Source organism: Burkholderia metallica, assembly GCF_902832845.1.
Taxonomy (GTDB): Bacteria; Pseudomonadota; Gammaproteobacteria; order Burkholderiales; family Burkholderiaceae; genus Burkholderia; species Burkholderia metallica.
This window is the reverse complement of sequence record NZ_CADFDB010000018.1, coordinates 1-14,277: the sequence shown is the minus strand read 5'-3', so window position 1 is coordinate 14,277 and position 14,277 is coordinate 1. Positions and strand designations below refer to the sequence as shown.

The window sequence follows — 14,277 nt, the reverse complement described above, 5'->3', positions numbered from 1 at the left end:
CTTCGTCGGTCAGTTCGCTTTGTTCCGTTCGGCTTCATCGCCCTCGTGACGCACGGGCCTGGGCGCGGAGGCAAGCGACTCGAGCAGCGCCGGATCCTGCAGCAATTGGGTAACGAGCGCTTCGGCACCCGACTTGCCGTCCATGTAGGTCTGCAGGTTCGCAAGCTGCGTACGCGCTTCGAGCAGCCGGCGCAGCGGCTCGACTTCTCGAGCGATGGCGGCCGGCGAGAAGTCCTCGATGCTCTCGAAGGTCATGTCGACCATCATCTGACCTTCACCCGTCAGCGTGTTCGGCACGGCAAACGCGACGCGAGGACGGATCGCCTTCATGCGTTCGTCGAAATTGTCGATATCGATGTCGAGGAACCGCCGATCCGATACAGCCGGCAGCGGCTCGACCGGATGCTTGCCGGAGAGGTCGGCCAGCACGCCCATCACGAACGGCAGCTCGACCTTTTTCTCCGAGCCGTAGACCTCGACGTCGTACTCGATTTGCACGCGCGGCGCACGATTGCGCGCGATGAATTTCTGCGAACTGCTGGAAGCGGACATGAACAGGTTCTCCTGGACGGTGGTAAGTGGACTGCGCTCAGCAAAGCGCTTCGTCCAAACGGGATGGCAATGCATCGAACGTCAACGCCTGCACAGGCGCTGCGGCTGGATCGGCGACACCGATTGCAATACGTGCAAGCGCGGCGTTCGACGTGAACGCGTCGAGCCAAAGGGCCGACAGGCGAGGCAGCACATGTTGTTCGATAAAACCGATGAGGACTCGCGCACCGGTCTCCTGTACGAGGCAACGGCCGACGATGTAGTCGACCAACGCCTCGTCATAGGTAAGCGCGATTTCATGACTGTCGGCCATGCGCTTCGCCACGCGCCCCAGATGCAGACGGACGACGCGAGCAAGCGCGGCGTCGGCCAGCGGCCGGTAAGGCACGACCGTCACTCGTCCGAGAAAGGCAGCCGGGAAGACTTTCAGCAATTCGGGGACGAGTGCATCCCGTAACCCGTCCATATCGGGCGACAACATTGGATCGGCGCACAGGCCCGCGGTCAGATCGGAGCCGACATTGCTGGTCAGCAGGATGGTGGTATTGCGGAAATCGATGTGGCGACCGTCGCCGTCCTCCATGTAGCCCTTGTCGAACACCTGGAAGAACATTTCATGCACGTCGCGATGGGCCTTTTCGATCTCGTCGAGCAGCACGACCGCGTACGGACGGCGGCGTACCGCTTCGGTCAGCACCCCGCCCTCCCCATAACCGACATACCCGGGCGGCGCCCCTTTCAAGCCCGACACGGTGTGGGCTTCCTGATACTCGCTCATGTTGATCGTGATCAGGTTTTGTTCGCCGCCGTACAGCGCCTCGGCCAGTGCCAGTGCTGTTTCTGTCTTGCCCACACCCGACGGCCCCGCGAGCAGGAACACGCCGAGCGGCTTCTTCGGGTCGGTCAGGCCGGCCCGCGCGGTCTGCACGCGCTCGCCGATCAGGCGCAGCGCATCCGCCTGACCGATCACGCGCGCGTCCAGCGTTTCGGGTAGTCGGCGCACGGCGGCCACCTCGTCCGTGACCATGCGACCTACCGGGATACCGGTCCAATCCGAAACGATCTCCGCGACGATCGCCTCGTCGACTTCCGGAAACACGAGCGGTGCCTCGCCCTGAAGGTCAGCCAGCGCGCGCTCGAGCTCGCGCAGCCGTTCAACGGGCATCGGCGAATCATCGGGCGATCCTGCCGCGCCCCCGCGTGCGGCAAGCAGCGCCTGCGCGGCGGCGACCTGTTCACGCCAACGCATGTCGACCGCGGCCTCCTCCGTTGCCAGCGTGTCGATGCGCACCCGCACATTGGCTAGTGCCTTTTCCGCGTCCAGACCGACGCGGGCCTCCTGCACGAGCAGCGCCTCTTCCGTGCGCGCGGCCGCGAGGCGCTGGCGGACGTCGTCGAGCTCGCGCGGCGTTGCATGTTGCGACAGCGCGACCCGCGCACAGGCGGTATCGAGCAGGCTGATCGCCTTGTCCGGCAACTGGCGTGCCGGAATGTAGCGGTGCGACAACGTCACTGCACCCCGGATCGCATCGTCGCGCACCACGACACCGTGATGCGCCGAGAACGTTTGCGCGAGCCCCCGCACCATATCGATGGCAGCGACCTCGGACGGCTCCGCGACCTGCAGCACCTGAAAGCGCCGGGTCAATGCGGGATCCTTTTCGATATGCCGCTTGTACTCGGCCCAGGTCGTCGCGCCGATCGTCCGGATCGTGCCGCGCGCGAGGGCCGGCTTCAGGAGGTTGGCGGCGTCGCCCGTGCCCGCCTGGCCGCCCGCGCCGATCAGCGTATGGATCTCGTCGATGAACAGGATCACGGGGGCAGCCGACTTCGCGGCCGCTTCGAGTAGCCCCTTCAAGCGGGCCTCGAACTCACCCTTCATGCTGGCACCGGCCAGCAGCGCGCCGACATCGAGGCTGAGCAACCGCACGTCGGCCAGCTTCGGCGGCACGTTGCCCGACGCGATCGCGCGGGCGAGACCTTCGACCACGGCCGTCTTGCCGACGCCGGCTTCGCCGGTCACCAGCGGGTTGTTCTGCCGCCGGCGCAGCAACACGTCGATCATCGTGCGGATCTCGAGCTCGCGGCCGATGACCGGATCGATTTCGCCAGCGCGGGCCAGTGCCGTCAGATCCGTGCAGTACTGCTCAAGCGAACCGCTCTTCGGCGCACCCGGCATCGCGCTGGACGCCTCGCCCGGCGTGGCAGGTAACAATTCGCTGCGGTCATACGGATCATCAGCCGCTTCCGGCGAACCGCCGATCCAGGCCGGAAGCACGTCGGCGAGGCCGTCGACCGGGATTTTGCCGAACGCGGGGGAGATGCCAAGCAGCACACGCCGCAAGTCAGGCGTGGACACGAGTGCTGCGATCAACCACGCACCGCGCACGCGGCGGTCACCGTGTTCGAGCGTCGCAAGCACCCACGCGCGCTCGATTGCCGATTCGATGTGCCACGAAAAATCGCTGATCGAACTTGCGCCCGCCGGCAACGCAGCCAGCGCCCGCGCGAAGTCACGCTCGAGCGTGTCGCGATCAATACCGGCGTGACGAACGATCCGCTGAAGGTCGCCGTCCGGCTGCTGCAGCATTTGATGCAGCCAGTGGATGAGCTCGACGAACGGATTCCCGCGCAACTTGCAGAAACTCGTCGCCGACTCGATGCTCCGGTAAAGCCGAACCCCGAGCTTACCGAACAGTGCTTGGCGCGAAATGGTCATGATGTTCTTAGTTGGTGGCCGCGATGCCCCAAGCATCATTCCCTTGATATCAGGACTGCTACGTAGATGCTTCGACTGATATCGCTGGAAATACTCGATCCATCGCTCTCTCTTAGATCCGATTCAATCGGCCAATTAGAATCGGAGCGGCATTATCGACACGAAATTCAATTTCCGTCAATCCATTCCATTGACCTCAATTACCGAAATCAAGCTGCACCACCCGGAATCCATCGCATCGCCCCCGCCCCAAATCACACACTTTCCCGCGAGCGCCCCAGGCCGACACACTCAGATCAAGACAATCCAAGTCATTGTTATTTTGAGATATTTTCGATATCCCAATTATTTGCAATTTTTCACAAATATGCAGCCAATTGATTTTAATATCTTTTTCACACCAACCGTTACTGCATTTAACATTTCACGATCAATCTCAAAAATATTCACAACCCATCTCGAAAAGTCGATTATCTCCGCGACGATAGACGAACCGCCCGGACTCGTGGTTAAAATGCGAAATTCCAGTCATCGGACCCCCAGATGCGTTCCTTTCGTCAGCCGTGGCGTCGCCAACCGAATATCTCGCACACCGAGCCCGTGCCTGACGGATACCGAGAGCGGCAGACGCCCGGCGTGGAATGCCCATACCTTCCGGATTACGAAGTAATCGACCACCCGTACAACAGCGATGATGTGCTGCGCGAACTCGGTATCGGATGCATGGATGGTGCCGATGCACCGGTACGCACCGTAGCCAACGCCGACGGCGCCGACTCCCTGGTCGAGACGTTGCACGCGCAGTACTGGCGCGCGCTGACCGATCCCCATGCGTCGGTTACCACAGAACTGATGCCACCGGGGGATGAACCGACACCGCACACGCTCGCGCCAGATTCGCAGGTCGATCCGGGCGTACGCGGCGAATGCGATTCGATCGATGCGCTACTGTGTGGCAATCACTCGCTCGAAGACATGTTTGAGCAACTCGATCTGCACGCCGAGCACATCCCGGGCGATGAACCCGTGCCGGAGATCTTGCGACTGTTTGCCCCTCCTGAATTTCACGCAGCGGCCGCGCGGCGGGGGCCGGCCCTGCCGCCTCCGCTCACTCGGCGCGAACACCATGCGCTGTCGGTAGACAGTCCGCTATCCGCCCCTACACGCAAGGACGAGGGATGATCCGGCGCACCGCCTCCGACTCGCCTCAAAACCAACGCTTGAGCGAGCCCCCCCTCGGCGAACGGATCGAGTGCATCTCGACGCGTCTGCGCACGCAGCCGGCCACTGCGTCTCATCGGTGGGCGCTGTTCCAGTTGATGTGCATAACGGGCGAATGGCCGCGAGCGATCCAGCAATTGCAGATGTGGGCAAAACTCGAACCTGGCCAGACGCAAGCCGCACAGGTGTATCGCGACCTGATCCGGGCTGAAAGCTGGCGCAAGCAGGTCGTCGAGGGACGCGCTCGCCCGGGCTTCGTGCTCGAACCGCCAGCAGGAGTCGAGGGTCTGCTGAATGCGCTGCGCCTGGCTGCCGGAGAACAGAACGAGCAGGCCGACGCCGCGCGTGAGGCTTCACTCGATGCCGCGTCGACCGTTCCGGTGCACGTCCTGCACGGAACGGCGAACTGGATCGTCGATAGCGACTCCCGTTTCGGCCCGTTCTGCGAGGTCATCACGGCCGGGCACTATCGCTGGGTGCCGTTCGCCGATCTGGCTGCATGGCGCGTGTCACTGCCGACGAAACTGGTCGATCTGGTATGGGCGCCATGTACGCTCACGCTCGTCGACAGAAGCATCGTCCGTGGCTTCATGCCTGCACGATATCCAGGGTCGGAGAGCGGCGACGATGCGGTGCGTCTCGGGCGCACGACCGTCTGGCACGAGCATGGACGAACCGGCGTTATCGGTCTCGGCCAGAAAACCTGGACCACTGATCAAGGCGACTTCAGTCTCTTCGAATTGGCGAATGCGGAATTCGGCACGCATGTCGCTGACGGTGCCGCCGGCGGGGAGCGAGTCGATGACTGATCGCAAGAGACCGTCATCCGCCCCGGATACGCTGGCTGTTCGCACACCCCGCCGGGCCAACGCGCACCTGATGCCAACCCTGCTCGACCGGCTGCGCGACGACGCGCCGCATCGACACGTCGAAGCCCCTGAGGAATACACGGTCACGCGCAAGCAGATGCGTGACATCGTGCAGCGCGACCTCGCCTATTTGCTGAACACGACCAGCATCGAGGATCAGATCGATCGCGCGCGCCATCCGCATGCGGCCGCCTCGACCGTCAACTTCGGCGTGCCGCCGCTCGCGGGGGCCTTTCTCGCGTCACGTCAGTGGAACGACGTCGAACGCATGATCCGGCAGGCCATTACCGATTTCGAACCGCGATTGATTCCGGATTCGCTGGTGGTATCGCCTCGCCATGCCATCGAGGCCGGCGAGCATCACAATGTCCTCGCGTTCGAAGTCCGCGGACTGATTCACATGGATCCGTACCCGCTCGAATTCATGGTGCAGAGCTCGCTGGATCTCGAAACGAGCGAGATTCGCATCATCGGCATGCGCACCAGCTGAGCCCGGCGCGACACAACGACAACAAAGAGACCACTCCGATGGACCCGCGACTGCTCGACTACTACAACCAGGAACTCATCTACATGCGCGAGCTGGCTGCTGAATTCGCGCATGCACACCCTAAAATCGCGCGTCGACTCGGGATGCAGGCAGGCGAAGTGGCCGACCCCTACGTCGAGCGCCTGATCGAATCGTTCAGCTTCATGGCCGCACGCATGCAGATCAAGCTTGACGCCGAGTTCCCACGCTTCACGCAGCGGTTGCTCGAAGTTATCTACCCGAACTATGTCGCGCCCACTCCCTCGATTGCCGTCGCACGCCTGTATCCGGGCCGGACTGAAGGCAAACTCACCGAAGGGTATCGTATCGCGCGCGGCACATCGTTCACTGCGCGGGTTCCTGATGGAGAAAGAACCGCGTGCCAGTTTACGAGTGGACAAGACGTGACGCTGTGGCCGCTCACGATCACCGACGCACGCCTGACCGGTATTCCGCCCGACATTCCTGCGCTCGAACGTTATACGCCACCGGATACGCAAGTACGAGGCGCGTTACGGATCAAGCTCGCCACGACCGGCGACGTGCATATCGCCGATCTGAAGGGGCTCGATCGGCTTCCCGTCTACCTGGCAGGTGATGAGCAGGTCGCCTCGCATCTCTTCGAACTGCTGCACGCAGGCGGAATCGCTTCCGTGATTGGCGTACCCGGTGAATTCGGCGTACCCGGTCGTCCGCTTGCCGCGGTTACTCAGAGCGCGGTAGAGCACGAGGGGTTGCGCATCGACCAAAATCTGCTTCCGCTCAGCTGGGCGAAATTTCACGGCCACAACCTGCTGCACGAGTACTTTGCATGCCCGGGACGGTTCTGGTTCTTTGCGTTGAACGGCCTCGCCGAAGGACTCTCGCGTATTCGTGGCCGGGAAGCCGAAATCGTCGTCCTGCTCGACCGGGTGCCAGGGCCGCTCGCAAACCTCGCTGACGCTTCTCGCTTTGCGCTTTTCTGCACGCCCGTCATCAATCTCTTCAGCAAACACACCGACAGAATAGAAATCTCGCCGCGCGAGACCGAGTTTCACCTCGTGCCAGCGCGACTGGCGCCGCTCGACTACGAGGTGTTTTCGGTGGAGACCGTGTACGGTCAGGTGGCCCTCACATCCGAAGAGCTTGAATTCCGTTCGCTCTACCAGACACTGAACAACGACGAGGGTAATCACGGGCGTTACTTCTCAACGCGGCGTGAACAGCGCCTCGTGTCCAATTCCGCGCGTCGTTACGGCACGCGTACTCCCTACGTCGGCACCGAAGTGTTTCTCTCGCTCGTCGACCAGAACGAGGCGCCTTATGCCGAAAACCTCCGCTTCCTGTCAGTCGACGCGCTCCTGACCAACCGCGATCTGGCCACGCTCGTGCCGCGCAACGGCGTACGCGATCTGGAGACCGCGGAGTCCACGCCGGTGGAAAGCATCGGCCTCATCCGGCCGCCGAGTCCGCCGCTGCCGCCGTATGCCGAGCGGGAAATGGCGTGGCGCCTGATCCGCCAACTCAACTTCAACTATCTGCCGCTCGACGATCTCGATCACCGCGAAGGCGGTCAGGGGCTTCGCGATCTGCTGCGCCTGTACCTCGCGGAAGGCGACTCCGCGCAAAACCGGCAAGTCGAAAGCCTTGTCGGCGTCAAGACACGCCCGGTGACGCGCAAGCTGCCGGGGACCGGCCCGATGACGTTCGGGCGCGGCATCGAGTGCGCGCTGACGGTAGATGAGACCGGCTTCTCTGGCATGAGCCCCTATCTCTTCGGCACGATCCTCGAGCACTGGCTCGCACGGCACGTCTCGATCAACAGCTTTACGCACACCGAGCTGCATTCGATGCAGCGTGGCCGCATTGCCCGCTGGCCAGTGCGCACGGGCACGCGCGGAGTATTGTAATGAAGCGCGCGACGCTGCCGGTGCTGCTACGCGACAGCACGCTGTCGCCAGAGCTGCTCGAACACTTGCAGGCCGAGCCCTGGCGTTTCGGATTCCTGTCGCTGTTACGGCGCATCGGCGCGAATCCAGCGATCGATCCGATCGGCACCGCACCCCGACCGCGTTTGGAACCGTTCCGACTCGGCCAGCAACCGAGCCTTGCGTTCGCACCGCGCGAAATCGCCAACGCTCAGGAATCCGATGGACGATTGAAGGTGCGACTGTTCGGTCTCGGGACGCTTGGCCCCAATGGTCCGCTGCCGATCCACGTGACCGAGATCGCGAAGGATCGCGAGGATAGCCGGCGAGATACGACGACGGTTGATTTTCTTGACCTCTTCCATCACCGCTTCTTCACGCTGCTCTATCGCGCGTGGGCTTCGTCCCAGTCCACAGCCGGACTTGACCGGAAGGACAACGAGCGGTTTTCGTTTTACATCGCGTGCCTCGTCGGGCAAGACGTCGGCGAAATCAGCCGGCGCCCCCTACCCTCGCACGCGCGTCTCGCCGCCACCGCGCACCTCGTGCGCGAAGCGCGCAATCCGGACGGACTACGCGCCACGCTCGAACGCTACTTCGGCGTGCCGGTCACGATCGCGGAGAACGTGTTTCACTGGATCGAGATCGATCCCGCCGATCTCGGCCGCATGGGTCGTCCTGGAGCGACGGCGACAATGGGACAAGGTGCAATGCTCGGCCGCGTCGCCCCGGATCGACAGCATCGCTTTCGCATTGTGATCGGTCCGGTCGATCTCGACGCCTACCTACGCTTCACGCCGCAGGGCGAGGATCTGCCTCGGCTCGTCGAGTGGGTACGGGCGTTCGTCGGCTACGAGTTGGGATGGGAGCTTGAGTTGCGTATCAAGCCAGAGAGTGCTCCGCCTGCGGTTATGGGCGGCCGGCAGCGCATGGGCTGGTCCGGGTGGCTCGGTCGCCCGTCTCCGCATAAGTCCATTACCGGCATGCGATTCGAGCCCGAACGTTACGTGCGGCATTTCGATCGCCGTGCCACTGATCTCAAGAACCGACCATGAGCAAGAAGCAATCCGCCGCGCCCGGCAAACCGGCCCGGACGTCCGCCGCGAATGTGCCGAATTTCGACTGGCTCACGCCCGTAAGCGATGACTTGCTCTGTGGCCCGGACCTCGAATACGACCACGATTTCGTCGTGCTGTTCTCCCGAGTTGCCCCCAAACAGGACGTACAGTACGGTGCGTTCGTGGGCGCGCCCGATCCGCTCAACTGGAGCGAGATCGAACGGGATTGCCGGCGGCTCATGATGCGCACGAAGGACCTGCGTGTCGCCGTGCTGTATACACGTTGCCGCGTACGTCTCGGTGGTGTCGTGGGCCTGGCAGAGGGAACCGCGGTGCTGGCTGCGTGGGTGCAAGCCTTTCCGGACGATATCCATCCGCAGACGAGCACCGATAACGATCGCGACGCGGCGCTGGAAATGCGAATGAACGCATTGCAAGCGCTATCGGACGCCGAAGGGTTGCTGGCCGATGTCCGGGAAATCGTACTGGTGAAGTCGACCGTTACCCGCCTGCAGGTGCGTGACGTCGAACGCGCCTTCGCGCATCCGCGTCCGGCCGATGCGCTCGCGCCCGAATCCGTCATCCAGCAGTTGCAGGATCTGCGCACGCAGCACCCCGCAACGATCGAAGGCATCGACGATACGATCGCCCATCTCGCCACGATCAACGCGTGGTGCAACAGTCATCTCGAATCCCACCAGCCAGACCTTTCGATGCTGACGCGACTGCTCGACAGATTAGGCACGCCCACGCAGGCCGAATCGGCCGAACCGCCCGATACGATTCCCGCCCCGACCGCGATGCCCGACACATCTTCGCAGGACAACGCGGTAATGCTGACCGCGCCGGCGAATTCCGTATCGGCAAGCGATCCTGAATGTGCCTCGGCGCCAAATAAGTCCATGCCGTCCGACCGCGACTCGGCGCTTGCAACGATTCGAGCCGCACGGGCATGGTTCGAACATCACGAACCGAGCAGCCCGATTCCGGTGTTACTCAAACGCGCCGAACAGTTCGTCGGCAAACGCTACGCCGAAGTCGTCAAGGCAATTCCGGCCGAGCTTCTGGCGCAATGGGAAGACGACGGTTCGTGACCGACCAGAAAACAAGATTGCATCGCTCAACGCACGCGGCCGCCCGAAGGCGGCCGCGCGAAGTGGCATGGCGTGCCGCTTACTTGCTGTAGTCGTACACCCCGCGCCCCGTCTTGCGCCCGAGCCGCCCTGCCGTCACCATCTCGCGCAGCAGCGGGCACGCGCGATACTTCGGATCCCCGAAGTCCTTCACGAACACGTCCATCACCGCGAGGCACACGTCGAGGCCCACGAGATCGGCCAGCGCGAGCGGCCCGATCGGATGGTTCGCGCCGAGCTTCATCCCCGCGTCGATTTCCTCCGCCGATGCGATGCCTTCCGCCAGCACGAAGAACGCTTCGTTGATCATCGGCACGAGAATCCGGTTCACGACGAAGCCCGGCGAATTGCGCACGCCGATCGGCGACTTGTCGAAACGCTCGGTCAGTTCGCGCACGGCCGACGCGGTCGCGTCGCTCGTCTGCAGCCCGCGGATGATCTCGACGAGCGGCATCAGCGGCACCGGGTTGAAGAAGTGCATGCCGACGAAGCGCGACGGATCGGCGAGCGGTGCCGCGAGCGCGGTGATCGAGATCGACGACGTGTTGGTCGCGATGATCGCTTCCGGCCGCGCGACGGCCTCGATCTGCTTCAGGATGCGGCCCTTCAGCTCGACGTTCTCGGTCGCGGCTTCGATCACGATATCGGCCGACGCGAGCTTCGCGTAGTCGGTCGACGTCGTGATGCGCGCCAGCGCCGCGTCGCGCGTGGCGGCGTCGAGCTTGTCCTTCGACACGAGCCGCTCGAGGCTGCCCTTCAGCGTCGCGATGCCCTTCTCGAGCGCGGCGTCGCTCACGTCGATCATCACCACGTTGAGCCCTGCAACGGCGGCGGTCTGCGCAATGCCGTTGCCCATGGTTCCGGCGCCCACGACGCCAACGATTTCGATGGCCATGAAATTTCCTGTGTGTTCGGGTGCTGAGCGTTCGATTATCAGATGTTCTCGAAGATCGCAGCAATCCCCTGGCCGCCGCCGATGCACATCGTCACGAGCGCGTAACGCCCGCCGATGCGTTTCAGTTCGTACAGTGCCTTGACCGTGATCAATGCGCCGGTCGCGCCGATCGGGTGACCGAGCGAGATGCCCGAGCCGTTCGGGTTGACCTTCGCCGGATCGAGGCCCAGCTCCTGCGTGACCGCGCACGCCTGCGCGGCGAACGCTTCGTTCGCCTCGATCACGTCGAGATCGGTGATCTTCAGGCCCGCGCGTTCGAGCGCCTTCTGCGTGGCCGGCACGGGGCCGATGCCCATGTACGCCGGATCGACGCCGGCGTGCGCATACGCGACGAGACGGGCGAGCGGCTTCACGCCCTGCGCGCGCGCGGCGTCGGCGCTCATCATCAGCACGGCGGCGGCCGCATCGTTGATGCCCGACGCATTGCCGGCCGTCACGGTGCCGTCCTCTTTCTTGAACACCGGGCGCAGCTTCGTGAAATCGTCGGCGCTCGCGTCGTGACGCACGTGCTCGTCGGTGTCGAACGCGACTTCGCCCTTCTTCGTGCGGATCGAGATCGGCAGGATCTGATCCTTGAAACGCCCTTCCGCGATCGCGCGCGCCGCGCGACGATGCGATTCGAGTGCGAGCGCATCCTGCGCGTCGCGCGTGATGCCGTACTTCGCCGCGACGTTCTCGGCCGTCACGCCCATGTGGATCGTCTGGAACGGGTCGTGCAGCGCGCCGAGCATCATGTCGACGAGCTTGCCGTCACCCATGCGCTGGCCGAAGCGCGCGGCCGGCACGGTGTACGGTGCGCGGCTCATGCTTTCCGAGCCGCCGCCGATCGCGACGTCGGCGTCGCCGAGCATGATCGTCTGCGCCGCCGACACGATCGCCTGCAGGCCCGAACCGCACAGGCGGTTCACGGTCAGCGCGGGCGTGTGCTGCGCGACGCCGCCATTGATCGCCGCGACGCGCGCGAGATACATGTCCTTCGGCTCGGTGTTCACGACGTGGCCGAACACGACATGCCCGACCGCGTCACCCGGCACGTTCGCGCGCGACAGCACGTCGGCGACCACCTTCGCACCGAGGTCGGTCGGCGAGAAATCCTTCAGGCTGCCGCCGAAATCACCGATCGCGGTACGGACACCGCTCACCACCACGACTTCTTTCGCTGCATTGCTCATCGTCTCACTCCGGTTCGTTCGCGCCCGCAGGCGCGGGGATGCATTGCGTTACATGTTCGGGTAATTCGGCCCGCCGCCGCCTTCCGGCGTGACCCACACGATGTTCTGCGTCGGGTCCTTGATGTCGCAGGTCTTGCAGTGCACGCAGTTCTGCGCGTTGATCACCAGCCGGTCGCTGCCGTCGTCGTTCTTCACGAACTCGTACACGGCCGCCGGGCAGAAACGCCCCTCCGGCCCCGCGTACGTGCGCAAGTTCACGTTCACCGGCACGTTCGCATCCTTCAGCGTCAGGTGCGCCGGCTGGTTCTCCTCGTGGTTCGTGTTCGAGATGAACACCGACGACAGCCGGTCGAACGTCAGCTTGCCGTCCGGCTTCGGGTACTCGATCGGCTGGCATTGCGACGCCGGCTTCAGCATCTCGTGGTCCGCGTGCTTGTGGTGCAGCGTCCACGGCACGTTGCCGCCCATCACCTTCTGCTCGAGCCCGACCATCAGCGTGCCCAGGTACAGCCCCTTGGCCATCCACTGCTTGAAGTTGCGCGCGCGGTACAGCTCCGTGTACAGCCACGATTGCTTGAAGGCGTCCGGGTACGCGTTGAGTTCGTCCGACTGGCGGCCGGCCTGCACCGCGTCGAACGCGGCGTCGGCCGCCAGCATGCCGGTCTTGATCGCCGCGTGGCTGCCCTTGATTCGCGACGCGTTCAGGAAGCCCGCGTCGTCGCCGATCAGCGCGCCGCCCGGGAACACCGTCTTCGGCAGCGACAGCAGCCCGCCCGCGGTGATCGCGCGCGCGCCGTACGACACGCGCTTGCCGCCTTCCAGGAACGCGCGGATCGACGGATGCGTCTTGTAGCGCTGGAATTCCTCGAACGGCGACAGGTACGGGTTCGTGTAGCCGAGGCCCACCACGAAGCCGACCACGACCTGGTTGTTGTCCATGTGATACAGGAACGAGCCGCCGTACGTATCGGATTTCAGCGGCCAGCCGGCCGTGTGGATCACGAGGCCCGGCTTGTGCTTGGCCGGATCGATTTCCCACAGTTCCTTGATGCCGATCCCGTACGCCTGCGGATCGGCGTTCGCGTCGAGCTTGAACTTCGAGATCAGCTGACGGCCGAGGTGGCCGCGGCAGCCTTCGGCGAACAGCGTGTACTTCGCGTGCAGCTCCATGCCGAGCTGGAAGTTCTCGGTCGGCTCGCCGTCCTTGCCCACGCCCATGTTGCCGGTCGCGACGCCTTTGACCGAGCCGTCGTCGTTGTACAGGATCTCGGCCGCGGGGAAGCCGGGGAAGATCTCGACGCCCAGCGCTTCGGCCTGCGCCCCGAGCCAGCGCGTGACGTTGCCCAGCGAAATCACGTAGTTGCCGTGGTTCTGGAAGTTGGCGGGCAGCGCCCAGTTCGGCGTGGTGACCGCGCCTTTCTCGGACAGGAACAGGAAGCGGTCTTCCGTCACCTCGACGTCGAGCGGTGCGCCGCGTTCCTTCCAGTCGGGGAACAGTTCGGTGATCGCGCGCGGGTCCATCACCGCGCCCGACAGGATGTGCGCGCCGACCTCGGAACCCTTCTCGAGCACGCATACGCCGATTTCGGTGCCTTTCTCGGCGGCCAGCTGCTTGAGCCGGATCGCCGCCGACAGCCCGGCGGGGCCGCCGCCGACGATCACGACGTCGTATTCCATCGATTCGCGCGGGCCGTACTGCGCGAGCAAGTCCTGTGTGGTCAAAATCCTGTCTCCTCCTGCGTCCCGACCGTTACGGTCAGAACTGGTCTTCCGTCAACGCGAGCACGCCCTCGTTGCCCTTCGTGCCGACGATCGACGCTTCGAGCGCGCCGGCCTGCACCAGCACGTGCTCCGCATAGCATTGCGCGAGCGCGATCTTCGCGTCGAAGAACGCCGGGTCGCTCGCCCGCTGCGCCTGCGCCGCCACCAGCGCGCGCCCCATCTGCCACCCGCACAGCACCACCCCCGCCAGCTTCAGGTACGGCACGCTGCCCGCGAACACCGCGTTCGGGTCCTGCTTCACGTTCGCCACCACGTAATCCACCACCGATGACAGCGCCTTCGCGCCCTTCTCCAGCTGCGCCTTCACCGAGGCCGCCGCCGCGCCGTCCAGCTTGCCCAGCGCCGCCACCGTCTCGCCGATCTCCGCGATCAGCGCCTTC

Annotated in this window: 12 protein-coding genes; 6 read left to right on the top strand and 6 right to left on the bottom strand. The window is 64.1% G+C overall.

The window, feature by feature from the left end; all coding sequences use genetic code 11:
* Positions 1–9 precede the first annotated feature (9 nt).
* Positions 10–552: a type VI secretion system contractile sheath small subunit gene (gene tssB, locus HWX08_RS32520; RefSeq protein ID WP_069258312.1), complete on the bottom strand. Its 543-nt coding sequence runs from the start codon at positions 550–552 to the stop codon at positions 10–12.
* A gap of 37 nt (positions 553–589) precedes the next feature.
* Complete coding sequence (tssH, locus tag HWX08_RS32515) at positions 590–3,271, bottom strand: type VI secretion system ATPase TssH (protein WP_174919720.1); 2,682 nt, start codon at positions 3,269–3,271, stop codon at positions 590–592.
* A gap of 543 nt (positions 3,272–3,814) precedes the next feature.
* Here tssH and HWX08_RS32510 point away from each other — a divergent pair.
* The 6 genes from HWX08_RS32510 to HWX08_RS32485 are packed head-to-tail and all read left to right on the top strand — an operon-like array spanning position 3,815 to position 9,949.
* On the top strand, positions 3,815–4,453 hold the full coding sequence (locus tag HWX08_RS32510; protein WP_174919718.1) for a TagK domain-containing protein: 639 nt from the start codon (positions 3,815–3,817) through the stop codon (positions 4,451–4,453).
* Complete coding sequence (locus HWX08_RS32505; protein WP_174919716.1) at positions 4,450–5,301, top strand: type VI secretion system accessory protein TagJ; 852 nt, start codon at positions 4,450–4,452, stop codon at positions 5,299–5,301. Before HWX08_RS32510 ends, HWX08_RS32505 begins: the two co-directional genes overlap by 4 nt.
* The gene (gene tssE / locus HWX08_RS32500) at positions 5,294–5,851 is read left to right on the top strand and encodes a type VI secretion system baseplate subunit TssE (protein ID WP_069258779.1); all 558 of its coding nucleotides are present in this window, start codon (positions 5,294–5,296) and stop codon (positions 5,849–5,851) included. Before HWX08_RS32505 ends, tssE begins: the two co-directional genes overlap by 8 nt.
* Before the next feature lie 38 nt (positions 5,852–5,889).
* Entirely contained in the window at positions 5,890–7,779 is a 1,890-nt protein-coding gene (gene tssF / locus HWX08_RS32495) for a type VI secretion system baseplate subunit TssF (RefSeq protein ID WP_174919714.1), read from the top strand.
* Positions 7,779–8,852, top strand: a complete 1,074-nt coding sequence (gene tssG / locus HWX08_RS32490; protein WP_174919712.1) for a type VI secretion system baseplate subunit TssG — start codon at positions 7,779–7,781, stop codon at positions 8,850–8,852. The genes tssF and tssG overlap by 1 nt, the downstream gene beginning before the upstream one ends.
* The gene (locus HWX08_RS32485) at positions 8,849–9,949 is read left to right on the top strand and encodes a type VI secretion system protein TssA (RefSeq protein WP_174919710.1); all 1,101 of its coding nucleotides are present in this window, start codon (positions 8,849–8,851) and stop codon (positions 9,947–9,949) included. Before tssG ends, HWX08_RS32485 begins: the two co-directional genes overlap by 4 nt.
* Before the next feature lie 79 nt (positions 9,950–10,028).
* On the opposite strand, the gene HWX08_RS32480 is transcribed toward HWX08_RS32485, so the two are convergent.
* The 4 genes from HWX08_RS32480 to HWX08_RS32465 all read right to left on the bottom strand — a co-directional run.
* A complete protein-coding gene (locus tag HWX08_RS32480; RefSeq protein ID WP_174919708.1) occupies positions 10,029–10,883 on the bottom strand; it encodes a 3-hydroxybutyryl-CoA dehydrogenase in 855 nt (284 codons plus the stop codon).
* A gap of 38 nt (positions 10,884–10,921) precedes the next feature.
* Entirely contained in the window at positions 10,922–12,115 is a 1,194-nt protein-coding gene (bktB, locus tag HWX08_RS32475) for a beta-ketothiolase BktB (protein WP_069258304.1), read from the bottom strand.
* Between the two features lie 48 nt (positions 12,116–12,163).
* On the bottom strand, positions 12,164–13,792 hold the full coding sequence (locus HWX08_RS32470) for an electron transfer flavoprotein-ubiquinone oxidoreductase (RefSeq protein ID WP_425128496.1): 1,629 nt from the start codon (positions 13,790–13,792) through the stop codon (positions 12,164–12,166).
* Between the two features lie 79 nt (positions 13,793–13,871).
* A partial coding sequence (locus HWX08_RS32465; RefSeq protein ID WP_175869758.1) for an acyl-CoA dehydrogenase C-terminal domain-containing protein occupies positions 13,872–14,277 on the bottom strand: 406 nt, incomplete at its 5' end.